At 57.4% G+C, this 17534-nt stretch carries 18 protein-coding genes, 1 tRNA gene, 1 pseudogene and 1 riboswitch; of the genes and pseudogenes, 10 read left to right on the top strand and 10 right to left on the bottom strand.

Translation table 11 applies throughout. From position 1 onward, the window contains the following. The 3 genes from cobW to GOW16_RS17870 form a co-directional block, all read right to left on the bottom strand. Positions 1-1056 (bottom strand): cobalamin biosynthesis protein CobW, encoded by a 1056-nt coding sequence (gene cobW, locus GOW16_RS17880; RefSeq protein WP_170417643.1) that lies wholly within the window; start codon positions 1054-1056, stop codon positions 1-3. Then, complete coding sequence (locus tag GOW16_RS17875; protein ID WP_170417640.1) at positions 1053-1442, bottom strand: DUF1636 family protein; 390 nt, start codon at positions 1440-1442, stop codon at positions 1053-1055. The genes cobW and GOW16_RS17875 overlap by 4 nt, the downstream gene beginning before the upstream one ends. 83 nt (positions 1443-1525) lie before the next feature. Further along, a riboswitch (cobalamin riboswitch) is annotated at positions 1526-1735 on the bottom strand. 72 nt (positions 1736-1807) lie between these two features. Continuing rightward, complete coding sequence (locus tag GOW16_RS17870) at positions 1808-2692, bottom strand: LysR substrate-binding domain-containing protein (RefSeq protein WP_170417638.1); 885 nt, start codon at positions 2690-2692, stop codon at positions 1808-1810. Between the two features lie 50 nt (positions 2693-2742). Here GOW16_RS17870 and GOW16_RS17865 point away from each other — a divergent pair, with 50 nt between their 5' ends. Then, positions 2743-3762 carry an NAD(P)-dependent oxidoreductase gene (locus GOW16_RS17865; RefSeq protein ID WP_368039934.1) on the top strand — a complete coding sequence of 340 codons (1020 nt, stop codon included), beginning with the start codon at positions 2743-2745 and terminating at the stop codon, positions 3760-3762. Between the two features lie 43 nt (positions 3763-3805). On the opposite strand, the gene GOW16_RS17860 is transcribed toward GOW16_RS17865, so the two are convergent. Further along, positions 3806-3879, bottom strand: a tRNA-Cys gene (locus GOW16_RS17860). A 227-nt stretch (positions 3880-4106) separates the two neighbouring features. Here GOW16_RS17860 and GOW16_RS17855 point away from each other — a divergent pair. From GOW16_RS17855 to GOW16_RS17845, 3 genes are all read left to right on the top strand, one after another. Continuing rightward, on the top strand, positions 4107-4760 hold the full coding sequence (locus tag GOW16_RS17855) for a protein-L-isoaspartate O-methyltransferase family protein (RefSeq protein WP_170418001.1): 654 nt from the start codon (positions 4107-4109) through the stop codon (positions 4758-4760). A 95-nt stretch (positions 4761-4855) separates the two neighbouring features. Continuing rightward, on the top strand, positions 4856-6274 hold the full coding sequence (locus GOW16_RS17850) for a TolC family outer membrane protein (protein WP_170417632.1): 1419 nt from the start codon (positions 4856-4858) through the stop codon (positions 6272-6274). A gap of 74 nt (positions 6275-6348) precedes the next feature. Further along, positions 6349-7113: a hypothetical protein gene (locus tag GOW16_RS17845; RefSeq protein ID WP_170417628.1), complete on the top strand. Its 765-nt coding sequence runs from the start codon at positions 6349-6351 to the stop codon at positions 7111-7113. A gap of 3 nt (positions 7114-7116) precedes the next feature. On the opposite strand, the gene GOW16_RS17840 is transcribed toward GOW16_RS17845, so the two are convergent. Further along, a complete protein-coding gene (locus GOW16_RS17840; protein WP_170417625.1) occupies positions 7117-8577 on the bottom strand; it encodes a cobyric acid synthase in 1461 nt (486 codons plus the stop codon). A 60-nt stretch (positions 8578-8637) separates the two neighbouring features. On the opposite strand from GOW16_RS17840, the gene GOW16_RS17835 reads away from it, so the two are divergent. Continuing rightward, positions 8638-9207 carry a cobalamin biosynthesis protein CobQ gene (locus GOW16_RS17835; protein ID WP_170417621.1) on the top strand — a complete coding sequence of 190 codons (570 nt, stop codon included), beginning with the start codon at positions 8638-8640 and terminating at the stop codon, positions 9205-9207. A 67-nt stretch (positions 9208-9274) separates the two neighbouring features. On the opposite strand, the gene GOW16_RS17830 is transcribed toward GOW16_RS17835, so the two are convergent. Continuing rightward, entirely contained in the window at positions 9275-9595 is a 321-nt protein-coding gene (locus tag GOW16_RS17830) for a DUF6280 family protein (protein WP_008757056.1), read from the bottom strand. A gap of 218 nt (positions 9596-9813) precedes the next feature. Here GOW16_RS17830 and efp point away from each other — a divergent pair, with 218 nt between their 5' ends. After that, positions 9814-10377 carry an elongation factor P gene (efp, locus tag GOW16_RS17825; protein ID WP_170417618.1) on the top strand — a complete coding sequence of 188 codons (564 nt, stop codon included), beginning with the start codon at positions 9814-9816 and terminating at the stop codon, positions 10375-10377. A gap of 58 nt (positions 10378-10435) precedes the next feature. Here efp and GOW16_RS17820 read toward each other — a convergent pair whose 3' ends face one another. Together GOW16_RS17820 and ygfZ are read right to left on the bottom strand one after the other, a co-directional pair. Next, positions 10436-11380: an ABC transporter transmembrane domain-containing protein gene (locus tag GOW16_RS17820; protein WP_170417616.1), complete on the bottom strand. Its 945-nt coding sequence runs from the start codon at positions 11378-11380 to the stop codon at positions 10436-10438. Positions 11381-11486: 106 nt separating this feature from the next. Continuing rightward, positions 11487-12224: a CAF17-like 4Fe-4S cluster assembly/insertion protein YgfZ gene (gene ygfZ, locus GOW16_RS17815; RefSeq protein ID WP_170417613.1), complete on the bottom strand. Its 738-nt coding sequence runs from the start codon at positions 12222-12224 to the stop codon at positions 11487-11489. A gap of 74 nt (positions 12225-12298) precedes the next feature. Here ygfZ and GOW16_RS17810 point away from each other — a divergent pair, with 74 nt between their 5' ends. After that, a complete protein-coding gene (locus tag GOW16_RS17810; RefSeq protein WP_170417610.1) occupies positions 12299-12973 on the top strand; it encodes a TIGR04283 family arsenosugar biosynthesis glycosyltransferase in 675 nt (224 codons plus the stop codon). Between the two features lie 7 nt (positions 12974-12980). On the opposite strand, the pseudogene GOW16_RS23150 reads toward GOW16_RS17810, so the two are convergent. Both GOW16_RS23150 and GOW16_RS17800 read right to left on the bottom strand, forming a co-directional pair. Then, positions 12981-13736, bottom strand: a pseudogene (locus tag GOW16_RS23150) (hypothetical protein); the annotation flags it as partial. Positions 13737-13813: 77 nt separating this feature from the next. Continuing rightward, positions 13814-14701: a MurR/RpiR family transcriptional regulator gene (locus tag GOW16_RS17800; RefSeq protein ID WP_170417607.1), complete on the bottom strand. Its 888-nt coding sequence runs from the start codon at positions 14699-14701 to the stop codon at positions 13814-13816. A 136-nt stretch (positions 14702-14837) separates the two neighbouring features. Here GOW16_RS17800 and GOW16_RS17795 point away from each other — a divergent pair, with 136 nt between their 5' ends. The 3 genes from GOW16_RS17795 to GOW16_RS17785 are packed head-to-tail and all read left to right on the top strand — an operon-like array spanning position 14838 to position 17490. Next, complete coding sequence (locus GOW16_RS17795) at positions 14838-15593, top strand: N-formylglutamate amidohydrolase (RefSeq protein ID WP_217354667.1); 756 nt, start codon at positions 14838-14840, stop codon at positions 15591-15593. Further along, a complete protein-coding gene (locus GOW16_RS17790; protein WP_368039933.1) occupies positions 15590-16174 on the top strand; it encodes a TRAP transporter small permease subunit in 585 nt (194 codons plus the stop codon). The genes GOW16_RS17795 and GOW16_RS17790 overlap by 4 nt, the downstream gene beginning before the upstream one ends. Next, positions 16171-17490 carry a TRAP transporter large permease gene (locus GOW16_RS17785; protein WP_170417604.1) on the top strand — a complete coding sequence of 440 codons (1320 nt, stop codon included), beginning with the start codon at positions 16171-16173 and terminating at the stop codon, positions 17488-17490. The genes GOW16_RS17790 and GOW16_RS17785 overlap by 4 nt, the downstream gene beginning before the upstream one ends. Positions 17491-17534 lie beyond the last annotated feature (44 nt).

Genomic DNA, 17534 nt, shown 5'->3' with positions numbered 1-17534 from the left:
TTACTCGGCTGCCTCGGCAACGCCCACGAGGATATCGCGGATGGCAGCTTCTTTGATGTCGTCATGCTCGGCAATAACCACCAGACGCGAGCGGCGCTCTTCACCCGGTTCCCATGGGCGGTCGTACTGATGACGCACGCGGGCACCGACTGCCTGCACTAACAGGCGCATGGGTTTGCCTTGAACGGCGGCATAGCCTTTGACGCGGAGGATGTTCAGCTCGTTGGCCAGACGTTCGATATTGGCGACCAATTCCGCCGGGTCGGTCTGTTCCGGCAGCTCGACGATGATGCTTTCAAAATCGTCATGCTCGTGGTCGTGGTGGCCGTCGTGATGGCTTGGACGGGCGTCCATGTCATCTTCGGCGGCTGCCTCAAGACCCAGCACAACGCGCACGTCCACGGCACCTTCGGCGACTTCGACGACGGGCAGGGGGCGGGGAGCTTCGGCTGCGATGACCTCTTTGGCCTTGGCGACACCTTCGGGACCGGCCAGATCGGGCTTGGTCAGCAGGATGATGTCGGCGCAGGAGATCTGGTCCTCAAACACCTCGGACAGAGGCGTTTCGTGGTCGATCGAGTCGTCGGCCAGGCGCTGGGCGTCCACGGCTTCGACATTAGGGGCGAAGCGACCGGCAGCAACGGCCTCGGCATCGGCCAGAGCAATCACGCCATCGACGGTGATTTTCGATCGGATATCGGGCCAGTCGAAGGCTTTCAACAGCGGTTTGGGCAGGGCCAGACCAGAGGTTTCGATCAGGATGTGATCGGGGCGCGGCTCCAGCGCCATCAGCGCTTCGATGGTCGGGATGAAGTCATCGGCCACCGTGCAGCAAATGCAGCCATTGGCCAGTTCCATGATGTTTTCCGCGGGGCAATCAGGGATCGCGCAGGATTTGAGGATATCGCCATCGACACCCACATCGCCAAATTCATTGACCACAACGGCCAAGCGCTTGCCCTGGGGGTTTTGCATCAGGTGCTTGACCAGCGTTGTTTTGCCCGAGCCCAGAAAGCCGGTGATCACGGTGACGGGAAGTTTTTCGAGATTGCTCATTTCAGGGCTCCAATCGGGGGAATGCGGGCCGCACAGTTTTTGCGGAAATGCTCGGGGCGTTCGCGCCATTTCACCAGACCGTCTTCGGCGGCGAGGTACTTGGTGACGCCTTCAACGATGGTCTCGACATGGTCGGCCTCGTCGAGGTTTTCATACACGAAGGTCCAGCGGGATGGGCCGCCACGCAAAACGATCGAACATCCCTGATCACAGTTCGACAGGCATTCCACCGGCTTCAGGTCTACGCCGTCAGGCAAGTCAGCCTGTTCCAGCGCCGTGTGCAGCAAAGTACCGGGTCGCTGGGCGTCATCTTCGATGGGCAAACCACGGCGGCACGTGGTGCAGACCAGCAATTCGACTGGTGTGGTCTCGGTCACGTCTCTCATCCCCCTCATCCTTTATATGGGGGACGGGGTTTCATGCGGGCCACGTGTGCGACATGGACCCGACACCGGAACACCCCGCCCGGTTTCAACTTCGGGTGCTGGCAGGTCTCCCGGCTTGCGGATGTCAGAGCGTTTGCCCTGTCGGATGTCCCGCCTTCCCGGCCTATCGGGCCAGTGGCTTTGGGCACCCTCTCCGGTCACGGTCGCGGGGGCGGCTGTGCTTGACGGAATAACCGCTGGCACATTCCCTTTTCATCCATCCGAAAATGGACACCAACGCATGCGACATGCGGCACGGGCAGGGGGCTTGTCAAGCACGAGCGCGGTTTGAAAACCTGTTACGTCAGAAAAGCGACCAGCCGTTGTCAGTCAGCGGCATCGGAGGCAAGCCGATCACGAAGCCAGGCGCAAAACAGCCCCGCTGCCGCAGAGGGTTGAGCGCCTCCGGGCTCGGCAACTAAATAGTGAGACTGCGCAAAAGGAATCGCCGGACCAGCAATTGCAATAGGTGCGCCCTGAGAAATCGCGTTTCGTGCGAACCGCTCAACTATCGTTGCGCAGCCCGCGCCTGCCATCACCAATTGCAACGCTGCGACCGACGTGTCGACTGAATGCCGTGAAGGCTGGTCGGCTGGGTGCATGTCATGAGCTTGAAAATAGCGCGCCCAGTTGTCCTCGTAACCAAGGATGTGGATCAACGGATGGTCGCGAAGAGCCATCAAGCTAGGCATCGGGCTGTCGGCAGAGCACACCGGCACCAACATCTCATCTGTCAGTTTTTCGGAAGTTACTCCGGGCCAGTCGCCGTACCCCATTCGAATTTCCACATCCACGTCGTTTGGTGCGGCACTGTCGTTCCAGATATGGGATACAAGGCGCACAGGGATGTCCGGGTGCTGCGCCGTGAATGCAGGCAGCTCGGCCGCAATCCAGTAGGTCGCCGTGGAAATTGCGGCCCGGATTGTCAGGGTTTGGCGCGACGCGGGGCCAAACAAGCTGTTGGTGGACAGCGCGATGTCTCCTAAGGCGCGCCGGACGGTCAAAGCGTAAGATTGCCCCAACTCGGTCAGTTCAAGTCGGCGCGCGTTTCTGGTGAACAGTTTTTGCCCAAGCTCGCCCTCAAGGGACCGGATATGCAGCGATACAGCGGTCTGGGTTAGGCCAAGCTCGCGAGCAGTTGTAGTGAAATTCAGATGCCGCGCTGCGGATTCGAAGCTGCGCAGCCAGGCGGGGTTGGGAAGTCGGTCCATTTATCACCAAAAATTTTAGGTCATAATTGGGCTTATTATTCGTTTCAGTTATGAAAACGCAACGCGGATACTCGTCGAAACGGCAACATGAATACATATTTCGGGAGATGGGAATGAAAGTTGGCTTTATCGGATTAGGCAATGTCGGGGCAAAGCTCTCAGGGTCGCTGTTGCGCAATGGCGTTGACCTGACTGTCCATGATCTAGATCCCGAACTTGTACAGGGCTTTGTGGCCAAAGGGGCCAAGGCAGCTGAAAGCCCGGCGCAACTGATGCGAGATTGCGAGGCCGTCATTACCTGCCTTCCGTCCCCTGCTGCTTCGGACGCGGTGATGCAGGAAATGCTGCCAGAGGTTGGTCCAGGCAAGATTTGGATGGAAATGTCAACGACCGACGAAGCCGAAGTTAAACGGTTGGGCGCCTTGGTAATCGAACGCGGTGGCGCGGCGGTTGATTGCCCGGTTTCTGGCGGCTGTCATCGGGCGGCAACGGGCAATATCTCGATATTTGCGGGATGCGATCGCGCGACGTTTGAACGGATTTTGCCCTTTTTGACCACAATGGGCCGGCGCATTCTGCACACGGGCGAGCTGGGCTCGGCTTCTGTTCTGAAAGTGTTGACCAACTACCTGGCCACCGCGAACCTGATTACCTGCGCCGAAGCACTTGTGACGGCCAAGGCGGCGGGGATGGACCTGAACACAACCTACGAGGCGATCAAGATTTCGTCGGGTACATCCTTTGTGCACGAAACTGAAAGCCAGGTGATCCTTAATGGGTCTCGCGATATCTCATTCACCATGGACCTTGTGAAAAAGGACATCGGTCTGTTTCAAGAGGTCGCCGACCGTGCTGGCGTACCGTTGGAGATCAACCCCGTGATGATCCAGATTTTTGAAGACGGAATCGCACGCTATGGCGAACGTGAGCTGTCGCCCAATATCATCCGGCGATTGGAGGACGCGACAGGTCTGGATATCAGCGCTCCCGGGTTCCCGCCCGAGATGCTGGACGATGAGCCGGAAGAAGCAGGATATGAGGTTGTCCCGAAAGGACGTGAGGCCGTGTGACGCACGGCCAGAGCAAAAAGAATGTTCAAATTCAGAAGGAGAGTGGAGGCGAGTACCGGAATCGAACCGGTGTACACGGATTTGCAATCCGCTGCGTCACCACTCCGCCAACTCGCCTTTTCAAGTAAAATCAAATACTTGCCGTGGTGTGACAGGCGTTTTAGCAGCTTTCGCCAGAAGCGTCCAGAGGGGTGAGCGCAAAATTCAGCACCGGTCGCCAAGTTCGTCATCGGTTGCGACGTTATATCTTGTGAAGATTGGAAAGTTTCCATGCCAGGGCCGTTGCTGGTTTTTTATGAATGTGGCAAAACTCATTCACCCAAGGGAACAGAATGAGCGATCCAATGACAGATTTCGCAGCCCGCCGCCGGACGATGGTAGATACCCAGATACGTCCTTCAGATGTCACGAAATTTCCCATCATCGACGCGATGCTGACCGTCAAGCGCGAGAATTTCGTGCCGGACGCACAGCGCGAGGCGGCCTATGTCGAAGGATTGATCGAGCTGGGTGACGGGCGCTGTATGTTGGAGCCGCGAACCCTGGCCAAGATGTTGGATATTTTGAACATCTCGAACGACGAGTTGGTTTTAGATATTGCTCCGGCCTTAGGATATTCAACCGCCGTCGCCGCGCGCATGGCACAGTTGGTTGTTGCCGTGGAGGAAGACGAAAACCTGGCGTCGGAATCTCAGTCTATCCTGATGGAAGCGGACGCCGACAACGCAATTGTACATGTTGGTCCTCTTGAACAGGGTGCGCCCGAACATGGACCCTACGACGTGATCGTTATCCAGGGTGGTGTGGAACAGGTTCCGGATGCATTGATCGCGCAACTTAAGGATCACGGGCGTATTGCTTGCCTGTTTGTCGAAGGTGCGCTGGGAACGGTCCGGATCGGCCACAAATCCGGTGATCGCGTGACGTGGCGGGACGCGTTTAATGCCAATGCACCGATTTTGCAGGCATTTTCCACGAATCGTGTATTTTCGCTATAGTTTGATGGCGGATTGTTCTGCCGCCTTGATTAGTTGAACACAAACGCGCAAACTGTCGGCAGAGCAGCGTAATTTTGATTTGAGAGGATTTCGTTATGAGTTCTATGGCGGGAGGAAAGCTGGTCAAGGCGCTGGCGCTGACTGCGGGGGTCGCACTTAGCTTTGTACCGGGACGGGCCGTTTGGGCCGACAATATAACCGACGCATTTATTGGCGCATACAATACCAGCGGGTTGCTAGAGCAGAACCGCGCATTGTTGCGCGCAGCGGACGAAGACGTGGCAATTGCGCTGTCGGCACTGCGGCCGATCATAAACTGGGCGGTGACAGTGACCCACGATTACACGCGAAGGGATATCGACAATGTCATAACCCGACCGGACCCGAACACCTTTTTCACAGGGCTAACACTCAGCCAATTGCTCTACGACGGTGGGGCTGCTGTTTTAGGTAAACAATCGGCTCAGGAAACGGTGCTGTCCACCAGACAGACCCTTATTGATATCGAACAGCAGGTGCTGTTCCGCGGTGCAAATGCCTATCTGGAGGTTCTTCTGCAGGAAGAAACCGTACAGATCCGTCTGAACAACGTCGATGTGTCGGCCGAAGAATTGCGCGCATCGCAAGACCGGTTCGATGTTGGCGAGGTAACGCGGACAGACGTAGCGCTTTCACAAGCGCAGCTTGCAAGCTCGCAAGCAGATCTGGCCGTTGCACGCGGTAACTTGGATACCGCTCAGGCCGAATACGTGAATGCCGTTGGCAAGTCTCCGGGGCGGACGGCTGGGCAACCAAGCCTGCCAAATCTGCCAAGCTCGGAAGCGCAAGCAGTTAGCTTTGCACAGCGTAACCATCCTGCCATTTTGTCGGCGCAACATCAGGTTCGCGCCTTCGACCTGATCGTAGCACAGCAGCGCGCTAATCTTGGCCCAAATGTCAGCTTGAATGCCGATGCGGGCATCACCGAAAGCTATGACAATGATGACAACATCGAGGATGCGACTGTTTCGCTGAACTTCACTCAGCCGATTTATGCGGGTGGTCGCCTGGCCGCAAGCGTACGTCGGGCCATGGCCACACGGGATGCGTCCCGCGCTAACTTGTTGAATGTGCAGAAGGACATCACCCAAGGTGTGACCGAAGCCTACGCTCGTTTCCAAGCCGCATCGGCAAGTCTGCGGGCTTCGACCGAGCGCGTACGTGCATCGCAGGTCGCGTTTGACGGTATCCGCGAAGAGGCCACTCTGGGCGCACGGACCACGCTGGACGTTCTGAACGCGCAGCAGGATTTGCTGGATGCGCAACTGGCCGAGGTCGCATCGCGCATCGAGCGTTCGCGCGCAGCGTACCAGCTGTTGCAGGCGCAGGGTCTGTTGACCGCCGAACGTCTGGGGCTGGCCGTGCAAATCTATGATCCGACGCTTTACTACAATCTGGTGAAGAAGGCTCCGGCTCAGATCAGCAAGCAGAGCCGGGACCTGGATCGCGTTCTCAAGGCGTTGCGCCGCGACTAAGGCGCAATTCTATCTGTTGTGACGCCCGGTTTGTTTGGCTACACTCAATCCTGAGGACAGAGCGGTAGAGAACAATGACGGATAAAGTCGTGAACGGCAGAGTAGAGGACGTGCTGTCTTCGATCAAACGGCTGGTCGGTGAAAAAGGTCAGCAAACCTCGGATACGTCTCCTTCAATCGCCCGCAAGCCCGGGCGATTGGTGCTTACTGATGCATTGAGAGTTGGCGGAACGTCCAGCATTCAGGATGGTCCAGAGAACGAAACCGAAGTCAAAGAAGGCTACACAGCCGACGCGTCGGTCAAGCCGATGCTTCTGCGCGCCTGCGACATCGTAAATCGTGAGGATCCTGCCAACAAAGAACCGGTCAAGCCCGAGCCGCCAAAGGACGCGACCAACAGCCTGAGCGCAAAGATCGAAGCCCTTGAAGCGGCGATTGCACGTACTGAGGATCAGTGGGAACCGGATGGCGACAGCGAAGACGAGTATTCCGGTACTCCGGCGAAAGCCCTTGAGTTCAGCGCGCGGAAGGAATTCGCGGAGACCGAAGAAAAGAAGGCAGAGCCGGCAAAGGATGAAGCCAAAGAGGCAGTGGCAACGACCAAGGCAACCTTTGTGCGTGACCCCGAGGTGACCACTGCTGAACCCGTCCGTCCTGCCGAAGCCGTCGCGGAAGAAAAGGCGATACCTGCCATAGACGAAGACGCGCTGCGCAAATTGATCGCAGAGGTTGTTCGCGAAGAGTTGCAGGGAGTTTTGGGTGAACGTATCACCCGCAACGTCCGCAAGATGGTCCGCCGGGAAATTTACAAAGCCTTGGCCGAGCAGACCCTCGAGTAACACTCAGCCCCGCCTTTGGGGTGTCTCGGCAAGCGCCAGCAGGCGGTCCAGATCCATATTCTGTTCCAGGTGGTCGGCTAACGCATTCAGCGTGTCTTCGACCCCATCTTCATAGGCCAGGTCAGAGGTCACGCCCAACTGCGACAGATAAGAGGCGCGGAACGCATCCGAGCTGAAGATACCGTGCAGGTAACTGCCGCGAATACGACCGGAGGCGTTCGCAGCGCCTTCTGGTCGCCCCTCAATTTCCAGCCACGCGCGTTTGCAATCCGGGCCCTGGGTCCGGCCCATGTGGATTTCGTAGCCCGATACTGGCTCTCCGCCGTCAATGGTGCGTGCCGATGTCAGCGTCACCTGTTTTTTCCCGGCCATGACGGTCTCAACATCCAGCAGGCCCAGCCCCTCAACGCTGCCGGGTCGTCCGTCGACCCCGTCCGGATCAGCGATCGTTTTCCCCAGCATCTGATAGCCACCGCATAGGCCCAAAACGTAGCCACCCCGGCGCACGTGCGCATAGAGGTCGATGTCCCAACCCTGAGCCCGAAAGTAGGCCAGATCCCCGATTGTGGATTTACTGCCGGGCATCAGAACCAGGTCGGCGTCGCCGGGCAGGGCGCGTCCTGCAGGCACGATCTCGACCGAGACGCCAGGCTCGGCGGACAACGGGTCAAGGTCGTCGAAATTCGCCATGCGTTCCAACTGCGGCACGACCACCTTGCAGGCTCCACCCGAGTGGGACCGGATATCCATCATATCCTCAGCTGGCAGCTTCCACGCATCATGAAACCAGGGAACGACGCCCAGACAGGGCCATCCAGTACGTGCAGCGATATCATCGCGGCCTTCGTCGAACAGCGACACATCCCCCTTGAACCGATTGACGGCAAAGCCTCGGATCATCTTAAGGTCACCCGCATCCAAGACCGCTTGGGTGCCCACGATCTGCGCAATGACACCGCCACGGTGTATGTCGCCAACCAGAACAACCGGCACGCCTGCAGCGCACGCAAATCCCATATTGGCGATGTCTCCCTTGCGGAGGTTGGTTTCGGCCGGGCTGCCCGCACCTTCGATCAGGACAAGATCGGCACCGCTGCAAAGGCGGTCAAAGCTTTCAAGCGCTGCGGCTAGCAGTTTGGATTTGTCTTTGCGGTAATCCCCCGCTTTCATCGTGCCAGCGCGTTGACCCTGCACGATGATCTGAGCGCCGGTATCGGTCTCGGGCTTTAGCAGGATTGGATTCATGTCCGTATGCGTCGGGCGTCGCGCCGCCAGCGCCTGCAATGCCTGCGCGCGTCCGATCTCTCCGCCATTTTCGGTGACGGCCGCATTGTTCGACATGTTCTGCGGTTTGAACGGCGCAACCCGCAGCCCGCGCCGTGTGAATGCGCGCGCCAGACCGGCCACAAGAACCGATTTCCCGACATTACTGCCGGTGCCCTGAATCATGATGGACCGAACCATGGCCTGTCTCCTATGTTGACGCGCAGATGACCTGATTTGCAGGCAAAGGAAAAGCCAAAGTTGAACACGCCAGCGCATCTTTTGATCGGAGCTGCCGCCTTTGCCCGCCCGGCCCATGGTCGCATCCTGTGGGTAGTCCTATTGGGGTCATTGCTTCCGGATCTCTCACTCTATGTGATGGCAGGTACATCCCTTTACGTGCTTGGGATACCGCCAAGCGTGGTCTTCAATCAGCTGTACTTTTCCGACAGCTGGCAGACCGTGTTTGCAATCGACAATTCCTTTGTCCTTTGGGGATTTGCTCTGCTGATCGGGTGGTGGCGAGAATGGCGGCTGGTAACCGTCGGAGCCTCTGCAGCGCTTTTGCACCTTTCGATGGATTTTCTGTTGCATGCAGGAGATGGGCGACCGCAGTTCTGGCCAATCAGCAACTGGGTGTTTCACAGCCCGTTCAGTTACTGGGACAGCGCGCATCACGCCTTATGGATCGCGCCCATTTCAGCCGTCCTCTGCGTCGCGTCATACGCTGTTCTGTGGCGTCGCGGCATGCCCATCTGGGCCAAAGCATTCTTTGCTATACTGTTAGCGGCCGAGCTATGGGTCGTGCGACAGTGGCTTTTGTTCTTTTGATGGGTGCCATAAGAAAAGCGCGCTCCCGGCGAGGGAGCGCGCTTTTTCATGCGATAGTCGCCTTGGATCAGGCGGCTTCTGCTTGTTGGGCGGCGTTACGACGTTCGCTTTCTTCGCGCGACAGCGCAACCGAGGTGCGAACACCGCGTCCAACGAACTCCATCAGTCCGCCGACAACCCGTTCATTCGGGTCGATACCCGCACAGGACAGAACTTCGCGGCCATCACGAGAGCGCGCCCAACGGGCGATCTGCTCCGGGCCATTGCCATACTTCTTGTCATCGGCAATAGCGTCATCCAGTGCTGCCAGTACCACGGCCGCGAAAAGTTTGCGTGCACGATTGCCTTGCTCGTTGTTAAAGGCAGTGCCGTCAACGAAATCTCTCATCTCGTTTTCCTTGTTGTTCTTGCTCTTGCATTTTCGGCGTGACGGTTCTTATGACCGATTAAGTGCGATTCGGATACACTTAAAATGCATAGTTGCGTTGCGTCATTTGCATAGCTTGCTGCAAGTGCAGCACTAGGTCTCGTTGTCTTGTCAGGTGTGTTCCCGCCAGATATAGGGACGGGAACTGACGCATCAACCGTTTGTGAAGGATTTTACTCATGCCCAAGATAAATGGGAACGAAATTCGCCCTGGAAATGTGCTTGAGCATAACGACGGGCTGTGGGCCGCGGTTAAAGTTGACCACGTAAAGCCCGGTAAAGGCGGCGCATTTGCGCAGGTCGAACTGCGCAACCTGCGCAATGGCTCGAAGTTGAACGAGCGGTTTCGCTCGGCGGACAAGGTAGAGCGCGTACGTCTTGAGCAGAAAGATCAGCAGTTCCTGTACGAATCCGACGGCATGCTGGTGTTCATGGATTCCGAGACCTATGAGCAGATCGAATTGCCCGCGGAGCTGCTGGGTGAGCGTCGCCCGTTTCTGCAGGACGGCATGACAATTGTTGTCGAATTTTATGAAAGCGAGGCTTTGAACGCCACGCTGCCGCAGAAAGTGACTTGCAAGATCGTTGAGACCGAGCCGGTGGTCAAAGGTCAGACCGCCGCGAATTCGTTCAAGCCGGCCATTCTGGACAACGGCGTCAAAGTCATGGTGCCGCCCTTTATCGGTCAGGATGAGATGATCGTGGTAAACACCGAAACCATGGACTATTCGGAACGCGCGTAACCCTGCGCTTGCCAGATCAATTATGAGCCGCGTGGACCTGTACCGCGCGGTTTTTTCGTCAGCTACGCCGATTTATTTGGCGATAGCGTTCCGGGTGAGGACCAAATAGTTCGAGCATCAGGTCATATTTGATGCGATTGGCGCTGACCTGCCTGTAAAAGGCGATCAGAAATGCCGTGGGGCCCTGAATGCGGCTCAGCCCGCTTGTGGCGGCGACCACGGTTCCGACATCAGTTTTTCCGTTCATAACCAAGTAGCCGCCCAACATCAGGACGCCGACTGTTCCGGCGCCGTTTATGACGCTCAGCAGAAACTTGGCTGATAGCTTCCAAATGAACATCTTGCGTCGGGTTTCATAGATATCGTCGAACTGTGCTTCAACCTCGCGTGCGATTTCATTGATCTGCTCGGCGTTCAGCTTGTCGGTGGCGCCGCGCAGGATCCGGACACGCTCGGCGACAAAGATGTTCACCTTGCGTTGAGAGATCAGCACGATGACGATCTGCGGCACGATCATCGAAAAAGCGATCATGCCCAGCCCCGGTTGGGTTGATGAGATATATCCGATCACACTGATCAATGTGCCGATCTGAACGACCGGATCCGAGAACGCGCCGCCTGCAAATTTCCCCAACTCTTCGGCCTCGGCTGAAATTGCCGTGGTCATTGTGCCCTTGCGCACCGCTTCACCCGAGACATTGATGTCTTCGGCACGCCGAAGCAGCCTTTGTCGGATCATGCGGATCAGATCTTCTCCTAGGGTCCCGGCGCGATATCCCAACAGCCACTTCAGGGCGAGGCTTAGCAGTATGACGGCCATCATACCTGCTCCCAATTGAATGAGCTTGTCGGTGCTGACATTTTCTGCGGTCAGGTGGTTGATGATATCGCGCTGAAACTCCAGCGGCACCGCAGCCAGACCCGCGATCGCAATGGATAGAACAATGAGAATGATCTGCCGTCCGGCGCTGGCCCGCCAGATCGCTCTGTATAACTTGAACATACGTGCATCCGGTTTGAAGAGTTCAAACCAGTGTGACAGTGCGCCTGAATATGTTCAAATCAAACGATTTCGGTCGGTTGGTGAGCCGTGCCGGTTCGGCAACATGTCAAGCGTCAAGCCGAATGGTGGCGTCTTCGGCCTGCATGTCGTCACCCGCGCGGTCCAGACGCAAATAGGCGATCCCGCGACCGCCTGATTGGGTGAACAATGTTCCTACCGGTTTTCCGCCCGAGGTAATCGGCGTGCCAACCGCTGCCGAACCGCTTACGCTGACGCTGCGCAGGCCTTTGCGAAGTTCAGTCTTGTGTTTCATGCGCGCAGTGACTTCTTGCCCGACATAACAGCCTTTCTTGAAGTCCACGCCATTCAACGCCTCGAACCCGGCCTCAAGGATGTAACTGTCGGGGGTCAATTCGATACCCGTTTCAGGGATGCAGTGACGTACACGGATCGCATCCCAATCGGTGCCGTCGTCGCTTTCGGGAGCCGTGGAATAGGACCGCCACCCCATGTCCGGGTGGCGCGGGTCGGGCAGGGCGCCTTCGGGCGCGGGGCCGGTTCCGCGCCGCAGGTTCAGCCCGCTGTTTTCGATACTGACATTTGCACGCAGCTTGTACATGCCGAGACGTTTCGCCAAGCCATCGGCCAGCTCTTCGGCGACATCCAGCAAAACCGAGTCCTCATCCCGTTTCAGAAAGAAGTCCGCCAGATACTTGCCCTGAGGGGTCAGTAAGGCGGCGTAGACCAGCCCATTGTCCAACGCAGATAGATCGTTCGTCACCAACCCCTGCAGAAAGCTGTCGGTGTCCGAGCCGCTCAGGCGCAAAATTCGGCGGTTGGGCATCTGAGTTGTCCTCGTCTTTTCCTCGGGCATCGTGATATAGGAGTTTCCGCTGCCATGACCAGAGGGTTTCCGCCGTGCCTGCGCCGATTAGCATCGTAATCCCGACCTTGAATTCGGCTGAAACCCTTCCCGCGACCCTTGGCGCGTTGATGGAGGGTCTGCATGCCGGACTGATCCGCGAGTTGATCGTTTCTGATGGCTGCTCGACAGATCAGACCCTTGAAATTGCAGATGAGGCCGGCGCTGAGATCGTCACCGGGCAAGCATCGCGCGGGGGGCAATTATGCCGTGGTTGCGATAGGGCCAAGGGCGACTGGCTACTTGTGCTGCACGCGGACACCATTCTGCAGGATGGTTGGAGCAGACCTGTTGGCGATCATTTGGAAACCGGCGAACCGGCAGCGTTTCGACTGGCGTTCCGGGCCGCAGGGTTTGCACCGACCTGGGTGGCGGGCTGGGCTAACCTGCGCAGTCGGCTGTTCGGGCTTCCTTATGGCGATCAGGGCCTGTTGGTGCCGCGCGTGATGTATCAAAAAGCCGGGGGCTTTCCCGACCAGCCGTTGATGGAGGACGTGGCCCTGGCCCGCAGTTTGCCGCGCATTGCCTTGCTGCCCAGCCGTGCTTTTACGAGCGCGGATCGTTATGAGCGGACGGGATGGATGCGTCGCGGGGCGCGGAACCTGTGGACTCTGTCCCGGTATTTTCTGGGGGCAGATCCTGAGAGGCTGGCGCAGGACTATCGGCGCTGAGCGATGCGCGCAATTCGACAACGGATTTGCCCAGACGGAAAGGCGCGGCGAAGCTGACAAGACATAGCGCGATGATCTGCAGCACAAGTATATGCGCGTTGTCTTGCAGGTACTCCCATTCGTCTTTCAGTTTGCCAACCTGCTCGACCAGGTCATCGTAGCTTTGTGCGAGGATCAGGTAGTCACCAGCAATTGCAGGAACCTTGCGACGCATATTGTCGATCGCGGCCTTTGTCATGTCATCCAGAGTGGTAAAGACAAGGAACTGGTCGATGTTGAACGCATCGGCCTTGGCGGCCATTGCCCGCATGTCGTCTTTTTCGTCTTTTGCCTGACGTCCAAAAAGAAATTGCAGGCCCTGCAGGGGGGCCACCTCATTCGTAACGGCGATAAACAGAGGCAGGTCCGCGTTGCTGGCGGTTGAAGCTGACAGGAATTCAACCTTGTCACAAAGAACAGCGGTGTCCGGATCAAAGGCGGGGTCGCAGAACCGCAGCCTGAACCGCGCGGCATCGCGGTCAAAGGCCAGTGTGGCGGCATAAGCGACGTCGATCTGACGATCAAGCCGCGAACTGTCCGAGGTGTAAAGCCCTGCCATGACCGCGACCAATGCACCGACGCCGCCCAACACCACCCAAACGAGATCCGCAAGTTTCCAGGCGCGATGCCCGGCCGGTTTGCGGAACAGAAAGGCCGTGCCAATTGACCCAATCAGAAAGAACAGGATCAAAAGCGGCAGTTGGTTGTCGGTCACAAAACTCATAACTTCAAAGTGACGGCCCGCCATGCGGCTGGCAACACTCATCACGCTCAGTTGTTCGCGCGGAAAGGGAAAAGGCGTTACGAACTGGTGCTTTGCCCGAACTTCCGGAACAGTTTGGTGCGATCAAAGGCTTGTTCCAGCTCGTCTGTACGCTCTTTGACCGAATCCCACAGCCTTTCCTGTACTTCGGCGATGACGCATTCCATTAAAACCAGAATGGCTGCCATGGAGTCCCACGCAGACGGAACGGAAATGCGCGCTGCAAAGGTGTGTTTGGCCAGCCGATGAATGGGTGAGCGCCACTGATCGGTGAACAGGACGATTTCGGCCTCGCGTTCGTGGCACAGCTGGCCGATCAGTAAAGATGCGTTTTCATAGCGGCGCACGTCCAGCGCCACCAGTACATCGTCTTTCCGCACGTCCAGCAAATCATGCGTCCACGACGCCGCAACCGGCAGCAACCGCACGTCGGGGCGGATCATCTGCAGATGCAGGTACAGGTACTGTGCGAATGTACCAGTGATGCGGCCACCGGTTATGAAAATGCGTCGGTTTGGATCACATAACAGGTTGCAGAAGCTGTCGAATTCTTTCGGGTCGACCTCATCAATGGTGCGTTTTTGATTGGCGAGTGTCTGTTGGGAATACCGGTTCAGGATGTGCTCTTCCGGCAGGTCGTTCTGCCAGAGGTCACGTTTGGCAACCGGTCCCAAGATCATCTCTTTCACTTCGCCGCGCAGGGCGGCCTGAAACTGCGGATAGCCGTGAAATCCGGTCTTTTGCAGCATCCGCGCGACCGTCGTGGTGGACACCGAGGCCGCGCTGGCCAGTTCGGTGATGCTGCCAAGGCCGGCCATGGGGTAGTCGTCCAGCAGAACACTGACCAGCTGCCGCTCAGACGGAGTCATCTTGTCTTTATGAGCCAGCAGCCTGTCCGTCACCCGCACTCGGTTTTCCTCCTGCATCTTTTCCACCTTAGTGTGAATAATTTTTCAGCAAGATCAAGAGTGGCGAAATTTCGACAGGAAAATTATTGACAGGCTAAGGTCTCATGTGGAAATTTTTCCATACACGTCTTTCTTGGAATCGCAGGGCAGTAACTTGGACTTCGGAGAAGTTGTTTGTACGGACTTGGTGGAAGGCCCCTTTTCGGTGGTGCTGGTCTGTGAACACGCGTCCAATCGCATACCGGATGCATTGGGGGACATGGGTTTATCCGCAGATGCCTTGCAAAGTCATATCGCTTGGGATCCGGGCGCATTGGCCGTTGCCAGGTTGATGGCCGAACGTATGACGGCCCCATTGGTGCACGGCGGTGTTTCAAGGCTGGTCTATGACTGCAATCGCCCGCCCGAAGCCGCCGGGGCGATGCCTTTGCGCAGTGAGAATTATCTGATCCCGGCAAACGCTGACATGTCCGAAATTGAGCGTCACAACAGGATCGAAGGCATCTATGAACCTTTCGCCAACGCTTTGTCCGAATTGATTTCCGACAATCGCTCCGGTCTTGAGGTTATGGTTACCATTCACAGCTTTACACCGGTGTATCATGGGCAAAAGCGCGACGTGGAACTGGGCGTGTTGCACGGGGTGGATGATCGCTTTGCGCAGGCGATGATGGAGTCAGTTCCGGCCGATACCCCCTTTGTGACCCGCATGAATGAGCCTTACTCGGCTGCGGACGGCGTGGCGCATACTCTGGATACACAGGCTTTGCCGACCGGTTTGCCGAACGTCATGATCGAAATTCGCAACGATCTGATCAGATCACCCCAACAACAGAGGGCGATGGCCGATTGTCTGGTGTCGTGGATCACGCGAACCCTTAATGGTTTTCAAGAAGGGGGCGCAGCGTGATCAAAGCGATGGCGTCATATGTGCGGATCGTCGATGCGGTCAATTACCGGATCGGACGGGTCATGATGTGGGGCCTGTTCGTGATGATGGGCATCCTGCTTTGGTCCTCGATCTCGAAAACCTTCTTTCTGCCATCGCTTTGGACGCTGGAAATGGCTCAGTTTGCGATGGTGACCTATTACATCATGGGTGGCCCGTATTCGATCCAGATGGGGTCGAACGTGCGGATGGACCTGTTTTATCACAACTGGAGCCCGCACCGGAAAGCCTGGTTCGATGCCTTCACGGTGCTGCTGCTGATCTTCTATCTGGGTGTGCTGTTCTATGGCGGACTTGGGTCCACAGCCTACAGCCTTGGCTATTGGGGCGATGAACCGGTTTCCTACTTCATCGGTTTGCTGACAGGCAGTGAGGAAATTGGGAGGTTGGAGCGGTCATCAACGGCGTGGCGGCCGTATATCTGGCCGGTCAAGGCCATCATGGTGTTCGGCTTCTTCCTGATGCTGCTGCAGGCGATATCGGAATTCTTCAAAGACATAGCCCGGATCAACGGGCAGGAAATCGGGGTCTCGCGGGCATGAGCCAGGAATATATCGCCATCTTCATGTTCGCATTGATGATGCTGATGCTGTTCACAGGTCAGCGTGTCTTTGGCGCGATTGGCGCCGTTGCGACTATTGCTGCGCTGGCGCTGTGGGGAACAGGCGGGCAGGACATCACGTTCTCGGCCGCGATGAAGCTGATGAAATGGTATCCGCTGCTGACGCTGCCGATGTTCATCTTCATGGGTTACGTGCTCAGCGAAAGCCGCCTTGCAGATGACCTTTACCGGATGTTCCACGTCTGGATGGGACCTGTAAATGGCGGTCTGGCCATCGGCACGATCGGCCTGATGGTGCTGGTCTCGGCCATGAACGGGTTGAGCGTCGCCGGCATGGCCATCGGCGCAACCATCGCGCTGCCCGAGCTTTTGCGGCGCGGGTACGACAAGACAATGGTGACCGGAGTAATTCAGGCCGGGTCCAGTTTGGGTATCCTCGTGCCGCCGTCGGTGGTTCTGGTTCTATACGCGATGATCGCGCGCCAACCGGTCGGGCAGCTTTGGCTGGCAGGGATCATTCCGGGCTTGCTGATGGCCGCGATGTTCATCCTGTATATCTGGATCCGCTGCCGCATTCAGCCCGAGCTTGGCCCCGCCATGGAAGACGCGCATGAGGTGCCACGGGCCGAGAAAATCCGGCTACTGGGGGCAGGGGCGCTGCCGCTGATCATCTTCGCCGCGATGATGGTTCCCTTTGTGAATGGCTGGACGTCGCTGGTCGAAAGCTCGGCCATCGGTGCGCTGACCGCTTTGGCCGTGTCCGTCATCAAACGGCGGATGACCTGGAAGATTTTTGAGGATTGCACCAAGCAGACGCTTGCCATTTCCTGCATGTTCATGTGGATCATTCTGGCCGCGCTGGGCTTTGGGGCCGTATTCGATGGTCTGGGCGCAGTGAAAGCCATCGACAACCTGTTCACGGACCAACTTGGCCTGTCGCCTTGGATGATCCTGATTCTGATGCAGCTAAGCTTTATCGTCATGGGTACGTTCTTGGACGACACGGCCATGCTGGTCATCGTCGCCCCGCTCTACGTGCCGCTGGTCGGCGCGCTGGGCTTTGATCTGATCTGGTACGGGGTGCTCTACACGATCACGACCCAGATCGCCTATATGACGCCGCCCTTCGGCTACAACCTGTTCCTGATGCGGGCGATGGCCCCGCCCGAGATCGGGTTGAAGGACATCTACACCTCGATCTTCCCTTTTGTCGGCGTGATGGTCCTGGCCCTGACAATCATCATGATTTTCCCGGAAATCGCCCTGTGGCTGCCCGGATATGTTTATGGAAACTAATAAGAATGCTCGGTGAACGGGCACAGAAACTTTAACGGAGAGGA

Source organism: Ruegeria atlantica, assembly GCF_013033965.1.
Lineage (GTDB): Bacteria > Pseudomonadota > Alphaproteobacteria > Rhodobacterales > Rhodobacteraceae > Ruegeria > Ruegeria atlantica_D.
Note: the sequence above shows the minus strand (reverse complement) of the source record. Positions and strands in the feature narration are given on the sequence as shown.